This is a genomic window from Oculatella sp. LEGE 06141 (genome assembly GCF_015207605.1).
Classification (GTDB): Bacteria; Cyanobacteriota; Cyanobacteriia; order Elainellales; family Elainellaceae; genus Oculatella.
Window position 1 is genome coordinate 1 of the sequence record NZ_JADEWO010000095.1, and the last position, 15,873, is coordinate 15,873.

Below are 15,873 nucleotides of genomic sequence, written 5' to 3' on the forward strand. Positions count from 1 at the left end.
GTGGTGCGGGCTGAGCAACAATCTGGGCAGTTCATAGAGCGTTCGTTGGATGGAGGTTAGGGGCAGTAGCCAGTCTATCAAGTAGGGGTTTCTGCCCTCAAGTCGGGTACCCAGTCCTGACAGTTTCCATTGAACTGGTCGGTGGGCTGTCGCTATTGTTGGGATACAAAGCCAGGCCAGGAGCGATCGCACTGATTGTTTTTCTGATCCCGGCAACGCTCATCTTTCACACCGATTTCTCCGAGCAGATGCAACAAATTATGTTCATGAAAAATCTGGAGATCTTGGGCGGTTTGCTGATGGTGATTCAGTATGGTTCGGGCAATATTGGCCTTCGTCCAGATCGCTAAATGTCCTTACTTTCATAGCCTCACTCCATCTTATGTGCTGCATCATTTAAGAATTGCTGCTGGTTTTTTCCAACTCGTTCCAGAGGTGACTCATGCCTACATTTCCCAGTCTTTTTATCTCCCACGGTTCTCCTGATCTACCGCTAAAACCAAGTCAGGCTCAACGGTTTTTGCAACAATTGGGTAACGAATTGGGTAAACCCAGAGCCATTTTGGTGATTTCGGCTCATTGGCTTTCTCAGATTCCTACGGTCAGCACGGCTAGCCCATTGCAAACCATTCACGATTTTCGAGGCTTTCCGCCAGAGTTGTATCAGCTCACCTATCCGGCTCCGGGTGCGCCCGAGCTGGCCGCATCCGTGCAGGAGTTGTTGCAACAGGCTGGTATGGCCTGCGAAGTGGATGCCGATCGTGGACTGGATCACGGTGCCTGGAATCCTTTGATGCTGATGTATCCCGATGCCGAGATTCCAGTCACTCAGCTTTCGCTTCAGCCCAAACTGGGAACGGCTCATCACGTCAGGCTGGGAGAGGCGATCGCTTCACTGCGTCAGGCCGGAGTGTTAATTTTAGCCAGCGGTGCTGCAACGCATAACCTACAGGCATTTGGTAAGTACGACTTGAATGCTCCTCCGCCCACCTGGGTCACTGAATTTGATCAATGGTTAGCCAGGGCGATCGCCGCCAACGATATTGAATCTTTGTTGAACTACCGCCACAGTGCGCCCCATGCCGTCAGGAATCATCCTAGCGAGGAGCATTTGTTGCCGCTGTTTGTCGCAATTGGAGCCGGGGGCGCAAAGGCACCTGGAATTCAACTGCACTCCAGTTTTACCTATGGCGCGTTTAGCATGGCCGCGTATGCCTTTGGTAATGCCCTTCAAACCGTAGAACGCACACCAATAGCTGAAATAATTGCCACATAACATCACACAACAATAGACAAAAACTCCTGGAGGAGTGCTTCTCTTCCAGGAGGGCTAATTGGACAATGCCGCTACTCAAACCACATCATGTCGTTCCACACAACGGCTAGTTTAACTAGCAGGAGTAATGTTTGTAACGATGTAAACATTGTCGTTGTAGTCCCAGTTAGGTCTAGAGGTTTTACCACCGAGGTAGTCCATTGCCATGATCCAGGCATGGGGAATTTCGGTTCCATTTGAGTCTCTAAGCTTCCAAAACCGAAGATGATGACCTTCACTTTTTTGAAGAAGACCATTATCGGTTTGGGTTTGGCGATTTCTAGCCGGGTCGCTCGATATGGTTGAAAATTGATCGTTAACATTAAACCCAAACACCTCAGAAGGGTTGAATGCTGAGCCTTGAGCAGGTTGGGCGCTACCGTCCTGTCTTCGCGGTATCAATGTTTGAGCATCCAAGCTATGATGACGAACGATATCCGTTCCACCAACCGCATTCCCTCCTTTGGGGTACCACCGCACCCTGACCGCTATATCTCGACCGTGAAAAGCAGCAAGCTGATACAGCGTTGGCTGTTTGGTTGGGTCAGCCCGTCGCCACAGAGGTGAGATAACTTCATCCCCGATCGCCTCGATTTTTCCTCGTCTATTCAGTTGGGCTTCGGGGATGTTGGTCTTGTAGCCAAAGGTCGAAATGATCTGGTTTAACGTAGGTTCATTGCTGCCTTCGGGATTTTTCTGCCACAGTCCAGAAAGTTCAATGACCTGGGTATTCCCGCTAGCGGTAGCAATTTTCAATTGGCCTGATACCAGTTGAATTTCGCCGCTCTTTTGGGCGACAAATTTCACCGTTAGAGCGATCGCGCCGTTTGCGGCAATGGTTGTCGGCAGATTCAATGATGAAGTAATTTGCCAGTCGGCAGGATTATCTATAGCGATCTGGGTTACTTGAACAGGAGCATTGAGATTGTTTTTGATTTGTAGCGTCACCGTATCATGAACAGATACCGGATTAATGGTAACCCTCTGCCCATCCGGCAGACGAACCGTTTCGGGGCCAGGATTTTGAATGCGGCTGAAGACTACTCGATGGGGAACGGTCTGGTTTTGCAGGAGCGATCGCGGAAACGGCAGACCATCTGGATTAATGATGTCCAGCGGTTGAGTATTAACGGTGTCTCCTGTAGACCCACCACCGCCACCACCGCCACCCACCGGACGAAGCAGCCAAATTTCGCCCTGAAGCGGTGGCTCTCGCCGCAGTTTGGCAACGTAAAGATCGCCGGTTGCCGGGTTCTCTACCAAATCTAATGGCGCACTGGATTCTAATGGATTCATGCCGATGTTATCCAATCCCTCGAACCCTGACACCTTGATAGGCGACCCGACGATATTCCAGTTCTGAGACGCATCTCCGGGTGTCAACACCGACAGATTTTGATGCTTGTTGAAACAGACGGCAATTAATTTGCCTTTAAGCGCTCCTCCAAATGTGTTGCTCTTATACTCAATTAACCCGGTGGGTGAGGCATGTAACCCAAAATCATAGGCGTAGCCTCGCCAGTTGCGATCGGGGTTCGTACCTGGTGGGTATTGCCCAATGCGCGGATAGAAATCGTTGGCACTGCGTTTTAGCTCTTGAGTCCACTTCTGTGGAAGACCTGCCGGGTTGCCACCATTCATCACCCATTCGTTGCGCTGGGGATTGGGGTGACCATAATACCCGCCCGAATCGAGCCGAAACAGGTAGTCATGATCGGCTGGCACTCGGCTGCCGCCTTTCACCACGGGTTCGGTGTAATGTCCAAACTTGGCTTCATCAATCCGCCGTCGATACTGCTGGGATTGGGGAGTCGGCAATGGGTCAGGGCTAGATGGTGTAGAGTAACCGCCAGCCGAGCCATTGTTTGTGACGTACAGCTTTTTATTACTGTGAAACACCAGCGCATAGGGACTGCGGAGGCCAGAGGCATAAATCGTCAACGGAGCATTTTCGGCAAACGGATTGTAGGTTCCGCCCTCTTCGGTCTGCACATTGAGGGGAGGAGCGCTGATTTTGGAGAGATCAACCCGCAAGGCGGCAGCACTCAATACCTTTTCAGGACGGTTTTTCCAGTTACCACCTGGTGCTCCCATTGCCGTGTTGCTGCCTTGCAGAATGTAAAGCATATGCTGCTGGTCTGGGTCAAAGGCGACTCCGGTGGTCATGTGGTCGGCCACAGAGCGAGGTAACCCAATCACATAATCCTGCACTTGCTCTAAGTTAGCGCCGCTAAGACGGCTAACTTTACCGCTCCATTCCGGCGCATCAACAGCGACTGTTCTTTCTTGTGCGTCTACTGCTGCCCCATGACTCACCCACAGTTTCAAGTCTTGAGCGGTGGCGGTGGGATCAAAGCACATACCGACAATAGATCGCCCCTGTAGTGACTCAAGCCGCTGGGCTTCACCCAGCGTGCCATCTGGTTTAATCGGGAAGCGTAGAATATTTCCACTGAGAGCGCTGGCGTAGAGCTTACCGTCTGGCCCTACGATCACTCTGGAGTAGTTTTCGTTATGGTTGGTGCCGGGTACTGGCACTCGGCTCGTCGGCTGGGGTTGCTGTTGAAATCTTAAACTACTGGGTGCTTGATTCTCTAGATTGGGTGCTTTGCCTGTAGTAAAGCAGATACTTTTGGGAATAAAAGATTTGTTTCCCTTACTTTTTAGCTTCGAGGTGACTCTAAACGTGTATTGAGTTTGAGGTTTGAGCGGTTCTACGGGGTTAAGGCTCAAAACATCATTGCCAGCCGTAATCGGTATTGGTTTTATGGCAACTGGGGTTCCTGTTGCGTTTTCAATCAGTAGCGCTGGATCGTCTGTGGTTCCTTCATCAAATCCAGGATTATCGGTTGAAGTCGGCGTATTAATCGCCAATTCGGGAGTGAGAGTGGTGTTGGTTGGGATATCAATTTTGCCGTCGTGCAGATAGAGGGATTGATTGGTGCCATCCTCTGCCAAAAATTGGGCGGTGAGTTCACTGACAAACGGGCGATCGCCCGCAGCAACAAACAGATACGTTAACTTTGTATTTGTTCCACCTTTAGCGTCAATGGTGAGGCGTTGCCCCTCCTGAACAGTGACCACATCAGTAGCCGTAAAGAACTTTTGCGTTTCAGTGGGCTGAAAACCCGCAATCAGGGGCTTCCCTTGAAGATTAATTTGATGTGTACTATCAATATTTTGCGGATCGCCAACACAGACGGTGACCACATAGTTACCTGCTGGCAAATCATATTGCCACGCAAATCGTTGACTGGGATTCGGAGGAGATAAAACATCCCCAATCTGCATGTGTATCAGGGTGTTTAAGCGAGATACTGTGCCCGGTTGATTGCGGTTCCGAGTGGTATTGTTGGGGGATGGAACCGCAAGCTGCGGGTTGTCTGATGTAAGGCTGGCTTCAGCTACCCAGCCAAACGTCCGTCCCTCGGGATCAAAACTTTGACCATACGCTTTACCTGTATCTGAAAGATAAGGATCATCACTGGGTAATGGTGCGCCAGCGGGTTGAAAGTTGAACCTGACAATGTCATTTTCTAAAGAAGTGCCTGAACTTGGTTGTAAGTTAGTAGCGCTAGTCACCCTAAAAGGTCTCCTCAAATTGAAAAAACAATTAGCAATCGAGCGTTAGATGGACTCCATTGAGACAAAACTTGTCTGCGCCTGTGTGATATTCAATTAAGTAAAAACTATGTTGGATCGCCATCATCGACGATCGCTTCATCTCATACCATCCCGATTTTGAGTGAACTACGAAATTCGTTTAACGTCGTTTGAATCGCAGTCGTACCAGTAGCATCACTATCAAATCAATCGCAGTCATTCAACGGACAGTAAGTTATACAGTAGATGATATGGGTATTACGTACAGCGTTACAGAATTAAAAACGTTAAGGAAGGCCAGATTGACTCAGTAGAGGCTACTATACAGCACTCTACTATTGTTTTCTTTTCTTGGGCAAATATTAGGATTATAAAGGGCGATCGCCCATCCTAGACCACCGCTCTGCTATTGCTAAAGCAGCAATTGTTCAGCTATACCGGGCTATTTCTCAACCAATATTTAAGCTCGACTTTATCCATCTGAAATCGAGAGCAGTCTTGAGCCAGCCTGGATCAAGCTCAGTGCTACGCTCTTACAGGAGACCTTTGCTCTAGATTTCCAGTTTTGAGAGATGTTGAAACAGGATTGCTCGGAAGTCATCTTTAACTGAGCGCTCACATCTAAGCCCCGAATGAGGAGAGTGAAGGGCCATTCGAGTGATCGAGTGATATCAGCACCGTTGAAGCATCCCCTTAAATCAATGCCAGGAATGCTGCCAATCGCCAACAGCCCCTCTATCTCGCAGAATGGAGCTGTTGCAATTGGCGATCGCCATACCGTTTAACCACCACACTATATCAATCACCACACTACTTAGAAGCTCTTAACATCTGCCAGCGCTTTCAAGCACTCGTTGCCTGACCAATTTGAAATCATTTGCGGCTCCGTTGAGCGAACTGCCATCGGGGAATCGAATTAATACTTGTTGATATTGGGGATAGACGGCACTGCGAATCAGCCTTGCCTCAATCACAGTTCCAATGCGACCATCCTTACCTTGCACACAGTTACCCACAGAATACATAGTTCTCGCCTACTAAATTTGTTTTTGCATACGGTTAGTAAGTGATGACAGCCTTACCAACGCAGGATAGTTAGAACGCTAACGTTGTAACATCTCACATAGGCACACTGCTCTCACTCTATGTCTACCTGGTTCGACGCGATCGCAACATTATCTTAGGGATGATATTAACAGTAGAAACTGAAGCAGATCCTCGTCTCAGAGCTTAAAGCGAGGACGTTTAGGATTACTCAGAAGTATCAGAAGTATCAGAAGAAGCTGGTTAAAGGTGCTAATGGGTTACTCTTGAACCGCCCCCCTTTTCTGGTTTAATTTCCGGTGCGACGTGCAAAAGTGAGCAGTTGTGCCGCAACAGATTGGGGCTGATCCAGGTGAGGCACGTGACCAGATTTTTGCATCCAAATCAGTTGGCTTCCCGAAATTTCCCGTTCAAACCGGGTTGCATCCTTCGTTCCCAACACATCGTCAGCCTCTCCCCACAGAATGAGAGTGGGATGTTGAATTTGAGCAATGCGATCGCCCAAATCGCTGTAACCACCACTCTGAGTAAAGGACGCGATCGCAGCTTTCCATCCCGGCATCCCCTGATGCAACAGAGAACAACGAAGTGCATCAACTAGCGTTGGAGCCACCATCGGCAAGGCTAAGGCGGCAGTAAGGGCAGCCTGTTTGCGGAAGTGTAGCCAATCTGCTCCCAGTTGAATCAGGGGATCGGGTAAAAATGCCCCCATTGGAAAACTGCCAGAGAAGCCAACACTGTTGATCAAAACCAGCGATCGCACCCAGTCAGGATGATGCAAAACAAAGTCGATCGCGACGGCACCTCCCAGCGAACCGCCAACCAGGATGATCGGTTTCCCTATCCAAGTCTCTAGAACGCTGAGCAGATGTTGCCGGATCGTTGGAGGACTGACGGCAAGGGTAGGAGTGTATTCTGTAAATCCAAAGCCCAATAGATCCAGCACCCAGGTCTCATGCTGGGGTGCCAATAAGGGCAGCAATCGCCGGAACTCCAGCAGGGAACTGTCAAATCCGGGGAGCAGCAGAATTGGAGCAGCGTTAGCCTGGGATGCGGATTGAGCGGGAGAACAGTGAACAGAGGCAGTGGCAATTTCCACCGGAAGCGCTACTAATCCCGTCGTGTCTTCCTTAAACAAAACCTGGATCGTTCGACGCTGAATCTGTCGCAGAATGGCGATCGCCTCTGGATCTTGAATGTCAGCGGTTGAGGACGGCAAGAAATCAGCAAACATGAACCCATTACACCAGGTTTGCTTACTCCGGAGGAGCAGATACCGGATCAGGCAAAGGAAGCGGGGCAGGAGCAGGAGCAGGAGCAGGGACAGGAGCTGGGGCAGGAGCCGGAGCTGGAGCAGCCTCAGGGATAGGAGCTGGGGCAGGAGCCGGAGCCGGAGCAGCCTCAGGGATAGGAGCCGGAGCAGGGGCAGCTTCAGGGGCAGGAGCCGGAGCAGGGGCAGCCTCAGGTGAATTTGAAGGCTCAGAAGGTAATGGGATGTCTGGTGCTGGTTCTTCTAACCCATCTACATTGTCTGGCGATTCAGAATCCACTGGACTAGAAGGACTGGACTCGGCTTCTGGACTGGCCGATGGCTCAGCCGGAACCGAAGGCTCTGGTGCAGATGGGTTCGCTACTGTTTCAGGCGTCTCAGGTTCAGAAGATTCAGCCGTTGTGGGTTCGGGATCAGAAACTGTGATGCTGCGGCGATCGCCCCTCTCCCGTACCCGCTCTGCCGCTTCTGAATTGGGCTGTACAAAGTCAATTTCAATGGGGTAGCTTTCGCCCGCTGTCGCACCGTCTAATCGCACTCGCTCGCGGGCTTGTTGCAAGGCGGCACGATCAAGTTCAGGATTGCCACTCGATCCAGATAACGTTACAGAGACAACTCGTCCTCGTTCATCTGTTTCAACAATCACCTGAGCCGTTCCCTCGGCTCCATTGGCACTCTCTGGATAGTCGAAGTTGCAATTGCGGCAGCTAATTTCACGAGACCCTCTGCCCGGATTGGGGCGATCGCCCTCACCGTTTCCAGGTCTAGTACTCTCACTCTCACTAGAACCAGGACTAGAACTAGAACTAGGACTAGAACCAGGACGATCGGATCGAACAGCCGTCCTTGTGGCGCGATCGCTCTCCTCTGAAGCTGTCCCTGCCGTGTTGGTACGGTTAGAGGATTCTACCTGACTCTCTGCCTCGCGGTTAGCAGCCGTTTGTCTGGTCTGTTCCCGAGCGCGTCGCAGTTCTTCTAGCAGATTATTTAGGGTTCGCGGTTGCGGAACTTCGGCGACTTCCTCGCTCGATTCCGCTAATGGGGGATCAGCCGATTCTTCGGTAACAGGCTCTTCGGTAACAGGTTCTTCGGTAACAGGTTCTTCCACATCTTCAGCGATCGGTGCAGGGCTGGGTTCCGGCTCTGGCTCAACGATCGGGTCTTCTTCTACAGATGGTTCCGGGAGGGCAGCGGCTGGAGGGGATTCTACAAACGTGGCAGCACCCGCTTCTCCTGGAGTAGCGTCAGACTCTATAAATTCGGACGTTGCTTCAGGTTCAGAGAAGGTTTCATCGAGTGGAGTTTCCTCTGTCAGTGCCTCTTCGGGTTGCTCCATGACAACGATTGCAATTTCCTCTGGTTCTGCCCGGTCTGGCTTCCAGAGGTTGTTTACCTTCAAGCACAGCCCAACCCCATGTAAAGCAAACGATCCCGTAAGGCTGTAAGTAACAAATCGCTTGAGGAGCTTCTCTTGCTTGGCTCGTTGTTGAGAGACGGTTTCTGAGAACGTCATTCGCCCTGCCGATGGTTATTGCAAATAGTTCTAGCTAATCTGCTCATCCTAAAATTCAACTGCTGTGCTGTCAATCTGTTGAGGGTTGTTGCCTCATCTTTCCGAGTTGCCGCAAAAACTGTTGCAGCACAACGATTTTCAGGGATTTGCCAACGTTGGCAGCGCACTACGGTGAACATGCAGTAACTATATAGGTTCGAGCCGATTCCTGCCGTAAGTAAAAGGACTTGACATTAACCCCCTCAAGACCTAATCTTTTTTGAGAAGAGATGTCAATAACGGTTTTAAAGCGACTCTGCTGACCTACCTACTCTGCTGACCTGAGCGGTCGGCGTTATTGCTGTGTAAACTTGAAATGCTAATTATTGAACTGTTTCTTGCAGGCGGCATTGTCATGTATCCCCTGTTGGGGTTCTCAATCGTGGCGATCGCCCTCATCATTGAACGTCTAGTCTTTTGGGTACGAGTGAACCGTCGGCAGAGGCGGGTTGTGCGTGATGTGCTGCGAATCTACCAGCATGATTTTGATGCGGCATTGCTCAAGCTCAGACAAAATGTTGATTTACCCATTGCCCGTATTTTTTTAGAAGCTCTGGAGGTGGATCACTTCCCCCCTCATGCCTTTCGTCTCACGCTTGAGGGCGCTACTCAGGCAGAACTGCCTATGCTTCGACGCTTTAACTCCATCTTCGATACAATTATCACCGCTTCTCCATTATTAGGGTTGCTGGGAACGGTTCTGGGTTTAATTCGCTCGTTTGCCTCTTTGAACTTAGGAAGTGTGGGAAGTGAAAATGCAGTACAGGTAACTGGCGGCATTAGTGAAGCATTAGTGTCTACTGCGGCAGGTTTAATTGTGGCCGTCTTCACCCTACTTTTTTCCAGTGTATTCCGGGGCTTTTACCGACGGCAGATCGCTGCGATTCAGGAATACGGCAGCCAGCTTGAAGTCTTGCATCTCAGCCGACACGAAGGTTTTAGCCCTGTATCAAAAGTGATGAGCTAAGCAGCTATGAATATTCCTGAAGAGCCAGATGACATTCCTCAAATCAACATTCTGCCGATGATTGATGTCATCTTTGCCATCCTGACGTTTTTCATCATGTCATCCTTGTTTCTAACTCGATCTGAGGGGCTTCCAGTAAACTTGCCCAGAGCAGAAACGGCTCAATCTCAACAGCAAAGTAAGATTACCGTCACGGTTGATAACGAAGGAAATGTGTTCCTCGATCGCCAACCCATCGCTGTTGAGGAGTTAGCCACACAAGTCAAAGCATCAATGGGCAACCAATCAGAAATTCTGGTGGTCGTCAATGCGGATGAGAAAGGTGAATATGGCTCGGTTGTTGCTGTAATCGATCAATTGCGAACCGTAGAAGGTGTAAAGCTAGGAATTTCAACTCGTCGCCCTTAGTCCGACTTCATTTAATTGAAGCGGAAAGGTAGCACGATCAGGAAAGCGCTATTCGACTTTTGCTGATCGTGCTACCCAAAGAATGGGTGTCTTTGATTCTCAGTACTTCTGAATTTAAGAGGGTGTTTGAAAAGTATCTTTTACGTCTCTGTAGGGGCGAAGCATTCGAATCAGGATGGCTGGAACAACCGAGACATTGTCTACCGAATGCTTCGCCCCTACACCTATCGGGTAACTAATCAAACTTTTAAAACATCCTCTAAGAACGATCGTATCCACACTGGTAAACAACGATTCAAATGCCACGACTGCGGACGGCAGTTCATCGAACAACCCATTAAAAAGGGATCGATCAAGCCACACGGGAACTGATTGACCGATTGGTGTGAGAACGCTTCTCCTTAGCTGGTATTGCCCGTGGCAACCCACGTTTCTGAACGATGGCTGCAAACCTACGTTAATCAGAAATATGCAAAGGTGCCCCGACAAGTGCAGGTGACACCCAAAAAAAGGGGGGGTTGACGATTCAATGCAATGAGTTGTGGCCGTTTGTGGACAACAAGGGGAACAAGCAGTGGGTCTGGTTAGCGCTCGATGCTGACACTCGTGAGATTGTGGGTGTTTATATTGGCGCACGCGATGAAGCGGCGGCTCGTAAATGGTGGGAATCTTTACCTCCGGTCTACCGTCAATGTGCGATCGCATACACGCATCATTACTTGTGTAGCACTACCCGGTGTTGCTCTCAAATATTCGCTGCGTTCAGGATGGCGCACTTCCAGGGACAACCTGAAGTTGTTGCTTAATTGGTTAAGAAACCTCACTGGGCGGGTATTTTGAGGCAATGAGCCAACACAACTTTTCTTGGTCGGCAGGGCAGATTCTTCACGATCGCTATCAGTTTCAGCAACAACTGGGACACAACGGCGATCGCCAAGTTTGGTTGAGTACCGACCTCAAGGCTCAACCCCCTCAGTCTGTGGTCGTGAAGCTGTTGCCCTTTTATGCTCAGATGCAGTGGGATGAATTTAAGCTGTTTGAGCGAGAAACGGTGGTGTTAAAGTCGCTGAACCATCCACGAGTGCCGCGTTACCAGGATTCGTTCACCATTGATGCAACCCCAGGGATCAGTTGGTTTGCTTTAGTCGAAACCTTTATTCCAGGGCGATCGCTGGCACAAAGCCTGCAACAGGGAACGTATTTGACCGCATTGCAAATTCGCAACATTGCCATACAAGTGCTGACCATTTTGATCGGTCTGCATGAACGAAATCCGCCCTTGTTACATCGTGATATTAAGCCGAGCAATTTAATTGTGGGTAGCGATCGCCAGGTTTATCTCATTGATTTTGGCTCTGTGCAAAGTCAGCCTACAAGCGGCGCAACCATGACGGTAGTAGGCACCAGTGGGTACGCTCCACCAGAGCAGTTTTTTGGGCGAGCTGTTCCCGAATCTGACCTGTATGCGCTGGGTGCAACGCTAATTCATCTATTAACGGGCACCGCCCCGGCTGATTTACCTCAAAAAGAGCTCCAGATTCAATTTCGAGAACAGGTGTCGGTTCCCGATGCTTTGGCAGAGTGGATCGAAAAACTGACTGCACCCGATGTGGACGATCGCTTTCACACAGCGCGTGAAGCCCTGGCTACTCTTAAGGCGATTGATCTGAACCTCACTGCGCGATCGCTGCCTAAACCTGCCGATAGTCGAATTCAGCTTCACAAAACGGCTCAATCGTTGCAAATCATCATGCCTGAAATTGGGCTGTCAAACCAACAGATTGCAGCATTTTTGCTCAAGTTTGGGTTGCTAGTAGGGGTATATTGGCTGATTTGGGAGTGGTGGTCTCCAGATCGTATGAGCTTGCCAGTTGCTACCCCTCAGGACATTACCTCTTTTGTCCAATTCATTCGGATTTTGGCCATGATTCCGTGGGGAATGACGCTCTACACATTGATCAAACGACTGAAGCAACAGTGGCAACCCAATTGGATTGTCTTCCAGAAAGACCGATCACAATTTCGCTTAAATTGGCGGTTGTTGGGCTGGTGCTGGCAGCGACAGGTGGGAGGCATGAAGCAAATGCAGGAGGTCAACATCAGTGTGCAAGTGCTCAAGCAGCGAACCTGGTGTGGCAGGCGATCGCATCCCAACATGGTTCTCATTCAAGCGGGCGATCGCCGCCATACCTTTGGCGTCGGCTCAACCGAAGCAGAATGCAACTGGTTGGTGCATGAGATCAAACACTGGTTACGTCCCGATCGCTAGGAGATAACAATCATGCAACCTGGAGACATCCTACAGCAGCGGTATCAACTAGAACGATGTTTAGGGCAAGTGCCAGGGCGCGAAACCTGGTTAGCCAGAGACCTCAAGCAGCAAGCTACGGTGGTTGTGAAGCTGCTGATGCAAAATCCGCAGTTGCAGTGGCAAGATGTCAAACTGTTTGAGCGAGAGATAAGCGTGCTGCAAAATTTGCAGCATCCCCAAATTCCTCGTTATCGAGATGCCTTTCAAACCGAGCCTAGTCAAACCTCAAACCTGGTCTGGTTTGGCTTGGTGCAAGACTATGTGCCGGGAGTCAATTTGCAGAAGCTGTTAGAGCATCAAGGGCGATTCACCGAAAAACAGGCACGCAAAATTGCGATCGACACGCTAAAAATTTTGATTGATTTGCATGAACTCAATCCTCCAATCTTGCATCGAGATTTGAAGCCCAGCAACTTACTGTTAGGGGACGACAACCAGATTTACTTGATTGATTTCGGTTCAGTGCAAAACCGGGTCAGGGCTGAACAGACTACCATGACGATCGTGGGAACTTATGGTTACATTCCCTTAGAACAATTTCGGGGGAAAACCGTTGCAGCATCTGATTTGTATGCATTGGGAGCAACACTGCTTCACTTGCTGACTGGCATTCCGCCATCCGATTTGCCGCAGAAGCAACTGCGGTTTCAATTTGCAGATCGCGTCACTTTATCTCCCAGCTTTCGACGTTGGCTAGAAATCATGGTTGAGCCAGCGTTAGAGCATCGGTTTAAGACAGCCCGTCAAGCTTTAGAAGCCTTGCAAACCGGACATCTCAAACCACTCAAAGCAATCACTCAACCACCTGGAAGCCGCGTGAAATTATACGTGTCTGGGAATGGGTTGATGATCAAAAACCCAGCTTTTAGAGCGAGTTATCTAGCCGCCGCTTTGACGATCGGGGCAATGGCTTTAATGGCATTCATGCTTTACAACTTGGTGATCGTCGCGAATGAGATGTCTGTTGTGATCATGGGGTTTGTGACAACACTGTGGATCGTCTGGGCAATTGTTTTGCTGTATTCATTCAATCGTTATTTAGTGTCCTGGCGTTGTCAGTTCATTCAATTCACCCAAACGCACTTCAGCATTGAGGAGCAGAATCTAGGAGTTAAATATTTTCAGCGCAAAGGAAAGATTAAAGACATCCAAACCGTTCAACAGAGCGTGCAGGATAGACAGGGGCGATCGCTGCTGTTACAAATGGGCAAACCTGAAATGGACGTTGTTGCCCTAAAAACGACCCAACAAACCTATCACATCGGGCTGGATTTGACCGCTCCCGAATGTGCTTGGTTAGCTCAAGAAATCAACGACTGGCTGACCGAGACTAGTTTGGATAATTGACCTGAAATCCTTAGAGCCACCATGCCGATTCCAAGCAGGGTTATCGTCGATAGTACCAGCAATCGGTAAAACGTCGGGAATTACAGCCATTTCCATGCGCATTCACCACGCCTCAAACCCTATACCCCACACTCATCTTGGCGAGACTGTGGCTGACTCGATTGAGAACTGCTGTAAATCTGCTGGAGAAACCCCATATGCTCCACCCAGAAATACATTGAGAGGTTGTTTGAAAAGTATCAAATGTCTCCTGTAAGGGCGTAGCATTCGGCAAATAGCCCTTGAAAAAGACCCAGAAGTACTCGTCTAATGTCACAGTCATGTTCTTGATGGGGAGCAATCATCAGACGCAAGGGGGAAAGTTCAGTGTAAATCCGCCGCTGTCCCGCAACTGTGAGGAGATGTTCCATCTCTGAGTCAGGATGCCCGCCGATGGTTTATCATCTTTTTCATCTGCGAGGTATAGATGAATCAACGTTACAAAATCCCCTTAACAGAACATTAGAAATAGGAGATTGCGGCTTTGAGCCAGCGAATCACAGGCACAGAACCCCGATCGAGACAGAGGCATTTTACCCAGGCTTTAGGCGGTTGGCTTTGTTAAGACTCAAAGGACAGAATACAGCACTTTAAATTAATTCCCTTGCCCGAATTCACGCTAATACCAGGAGCAAGGCAATAGCGCACTGCTTTACCCTCTCGTTGTGATTCAACCAACCCTTCTTGACGCAAGATCTTGAGATGGTGGGAGAGCAAGCTCTGCTCTAAGTCTAGCTTTGCATTTAGTTCCCAAACGTATTTAGGACCGTTGAGTAACAGTTTGAGGATTGCGAAACGATTGGGATCAGCAAGGACTTTAAGTTTCTGGGCACAGAATAAGGAAGAATACGGCTGATCCAAGGGACGTTTTGCCTCAGGGTCGTCATTACAATCAAGATTCATATGAAAAATGATTCATGTCAGGGGAAAACCGTTTATCATAAAGCCTGTTGCTTGGGTTTATGGTTGGATGTCTACCAAACTCCTTGACTTGGAGGTTCTACAACAAAGGCTGGAGACGCATCTAAGCCGATCGCATCACCCCTTTCAGCTAGAACTGCTGGCACATGGAGAAGCAAATGTTATTTTTAGATTAAACCAGAGTGCCCTCGTTCGGGTGGCAGTTAATACACCCAATCAACGCTTTGCAGGAGACATCCGGCGCGTTACGCAGTTCGAGCAGGTCATTCTTAATTATCTTAAGCAGACGGGTATTGGGCATCAATTACAGGCAGAGAGCTTAGAGCCAACGGCAGAGTTTCCCTACACTTTTTTGGTTACCAATTATTTAGAAGGAGTTGCGCTCAATTACAGCCGAGAGCATTTGCAGAAGTGTGCTCAGACCCTTGCACAGCTTCACCGCTTGCCTAGAATTGCAGGCTATGAGGTGGATCGTCTTCTACCCACTGTACCTGTGATCGAGCAACCCTTGACGCTGTTCTATCACGAAGCCAAAGAGTACGCCCAACCCTATCTCGATTCACCCGATGCAGAACCAGAGATTGTGGAGATGCTGTACGCCGTGCTTGATAAGGCGCGATCGCGATTGTCAGCCGAGCAGTTATTGGAGACCTATCCACACCGTTGTCTGGTTCATAGCGATCATACGTATGAAAACTGGGTAATTAACGATCGCCATGCCTATCTAATTGATTGGGAATGGGCTGAAATCGGCTCCCCTGCGGGAGATTTAGGACATTTTCTCTCTCCTGTTACCATCCGACGACGACAAAACTATCGCTTACCGACTGAAGATCGTGCCTTCTTTTTGCAGTCCTACTACGATGCCTTAGATGACACCGATTTAGCCACTCGCATTGAACGCCATTTTGCTGCATTTGGGGTTTATCCAGCCGTGCGATCGCTCTGTTGGACGGCGGGTTATTGGATCACGGCGAATCGTTGGTATGCGGAGGCGAAAGATAGTCCGAATGCAGTTGAACGGATGGCAAGGTTGGAGCAAAGTCGGCAGGAGTTTTCGGAGTTGTGGCAGGAGGTGATGGAGTGGTTGGGGGAG

General features: G+C 49.5%; 13 protein-coding genes and 1 riboswitch. Of the genes, 8 read left to right on the forward strand and 5 right to left on the reverse strand.

The features are described 5' to 3' along the window. Positions 1-20: 20 nt before the first annotated feature. A complete protein-coding gene (locus IQ268_RS30355; protein ID WP_193886966.1) occupies positions 21-350 on the forward strand; it encodes a DoxX family protein in 330 nt (109 codons plus the stop codon). A 92-nt stretch (positions 351-442) separates the two neighbouring features. Continuing rightward, positions 443-1,276, forward strand: coding sequence for a class III extradiol ring-cleavage dioxygenase (locus tag IQ268_RS30360; RefSeq protein WP_193886940.1), 834 nt, complete (start codon positions 443-445; stop codon positions 1,274-1,276). 111 nt (positions 1,277-1,387) lie between these two features. On the opposite strand, the gene IQ268_RS30365 is transcribed toward IQ268_RS30360, so the two are convergent. The 4 genes from IQ268_RS30365 to IQ268_RS30380 all read right to left on the reverse strand — a co-directional run bounded on the left by IQ268_RS30365 (position 1,388) and on the right by IQ268_RS30380 (position 8,745). Next, positions 1,388-4,897 (reverse strand): hypothetical protein, encoded by a 3,510-nt coding sequence (locus IQ268_RS30365; RefSeq protein WP_193886942.1) that lies wholly within the window; start codon positions 4,895-4,897, stop codon positions 1,388-1,390. An 845-nt stretch (positions 4,898-5,742) separates the two neighbouring features. Then, positions 5,743-5,943 carry a hypothetical protein gene (locus IQ268_RS30370; protein WP_193886944.1) on the reverse strand — a complete coding sequence of 67 codons (201 nt, stop codon included), beginning with the start codon at positions 5,941-5,943 and terminating at the stop codon, positions 5,743-5,745. A gap of 308 nt (positions 5,944-6,251) precedes the next feature. Beyond that, entirely contained in the window at positions 6,252-7,196 is a 945-nt protein-coding gene (locus IQ268_RS30375) for an alpha/beta fold hydrolase (RefSeq protein WP_193886946.1), read from the reverse strand. Between the two features lie 22 nt (positions 7,197-7,218). Further along, complete coding sequence (locus IQ268_RS30380; protein WP_193886948.1) at positions 7,219-8,745, reverse strand: TonB family protein; 1,527 nt, start codon at positions 8,743-8,745, stop codon at positions 7,219-7,221. A 355-nt stretch (positions 8,746-9,100) separates the two neighbouring features. On the opposite strand from IQ268_RS30380, the gene IQ268_RS30385 reads away from it, so the two are divergent. From IQ268_RS30385 to IQ268_RS30405, 5 genes are all read left to right on the forward strand, one after another. Continuing rightward, positions 9,101-9,751 carry a MotA/TolQ/ExbB proton channel family protein gene (locus tag IQ268_RS30385; protein ID WP_193886951.1) on the forward strand — a complete coding sequence of 217 codons (651 nt, stop codon included), beginning with the start codon at positions 9,101-9,103 and terminating at the stop codon, positions 9,749-9,751. Positions 9,752-9,757: 6 nt separating this feature from the next. Then, positions 9,758-10,159 carry a biopolymer transporter ExbD gene (locus IQ268_RS30390; protein WP_193886953.1) on the forward strand — a complete coding sequence of 134 codons (402 nt, stop codon included), beginning with the start codon at positions 9,758-9,760 and terminating at the stop codon, positions 10,157-10,159. A gap of 551 nt (positions 10,160-10,710) precedes the next feature. Continuing rightward, positions 10,711-10,965 (forward strand): hypothetical protein, encoded by a 255-nt coding sequence (locus IQ268_RS30395; RefSeq protein ID WP_193886955.1) that lies wholly within the window; start codon positions 10,711-10,713, stop codon positions 10,963-10,965. Between the two features lie 38 nt (positions 10,966-11,003). Further along, the gene (locus IQ268_RS30400) at positions 11,004-12,428 is read left to right on the forward strand and encodes a serine/threonine-protein kinase (RefSeq protein ID WP_193886957.1); all 1,425 of its coding nucleotides are present in this window, start codon (positions 11,004-11,006) and stop codon (positions 12,426-12,428) included. A gap of 12 nt (positions 12,429-12,440) precedes the next feature. Continuing rightward, positions 12,441-13,817 carry a serine/threonine-protein kinase gene (locus tag IQ268_RS30405; RefSeq protein ID WP_193886959.1) on the forward strand — a complete coding sequence of 459 codons (1,377 nt, stop codon included), beginning with the start codon at positions 12,441-12,443 and terminating at the stop codon, positions 13,815-13,817. A gap of 310 nt (positions 13,818-14,127) precedes the next feature. Beyond that, positions 14,128-14,266: riboswitch (cobalamin riboswitch) on the forward strand. A 151-nt stretch (positions 14,267-14,417) separates the two neighbouring features. Here IQ268_RS30405 and IQ268_RS33640 read toward each other — a convergent pair. Further along, positions 14,418-14,759 (reverse strand): metalloregulator ArsR/SmtB family transcription factor, encoded by a 342-nt coding sequence (locus IQ268_RS33640; RefSeq protein WP_193886961.1) that lies wholly within the window; start codon positions 14,757-14,759, stop codon positions 14,418-14,420. Positions 14,760-14,826: 67 nt separating this feature from the next. Here IQ268_RS33640 and IQ268_RS30415 point away from each other — a divergent pair. Further along, on the forward strand, positions 14,827-15,873 hold a 1,047-nt coding region (locus tag IQ268_RS30415; RefSeq protein WP_193886964.1), incomplete at its 3' end, for a phosphotransferase family protein.

Excerpts from the sequence above, each read along its gene's own strand:
- IQ268_RS30360 (WP_193886940.1), top strand. The coding sequence starts at position 443 with ATGCCTACATTTCCCAGTCTTTTTATCTCCCACGGTTCTCCTGATCTA.
- IQ268_RS30370 (WP_193886944.1), bottom strand. The coding sequence starts at position 5,943 with ATGTATTCTGTGGGTAACTGTGTGCAAGGTAAGGATGGTCGCATTGGA.
- IQ268_RS30375 (WP_193886946.1), bottom strand. The coding sequence starts at position 7,196 with ATGTTTGCTGATTTCTTGCCGTCCTCAACCGCTGACATTCAAGATCCA.
- IQ268_RS30380 (WP_193886948.1), bottom strand. The coding sequence starts at position 8,745 with ATGACGTTCTCAGAAACCGTCTCTCAACAACGAGCCAAGCAAGAGAAG.
- IQ268_RS30385 (WP_193886951.1), top strand. The coding sequence starts at position 9,101 with ATGCTAATTATTGAACTGTTTCTTGCAGGCGGCATTGTCATGTATCCC.
- IQ268_RS30390 (WP_193886953.1), top strand. The coding sequence starts at position 9,758 with ATGAATATTCCTGAAGAGCCAGATGACATTCCTCAAATCAACATTCTG.
- IQ268_RS30400 (WP_193886957.1), top strand. The coding sequence starts at position 11,004 with ATGAGCCAACACAACTTTTCTTGGTCGGCAGGGCAGATTCTTCACGAT.
- IQ268_RS30405 (WP_193886959.1), top strand. The coding sequence starts at position 12,441 with ATGCAACCTGGAGACATCCTACAGCAGCGGTATCAACTAGAACGATGT.
- IQ268_RS33640 (WP_193886961.1), bottom strand. The coding sequence starts at position 14,759 with ATGAATCTTGATTGTAATGACGACCCTGAGGCAAAACGTCCCTTGGAT.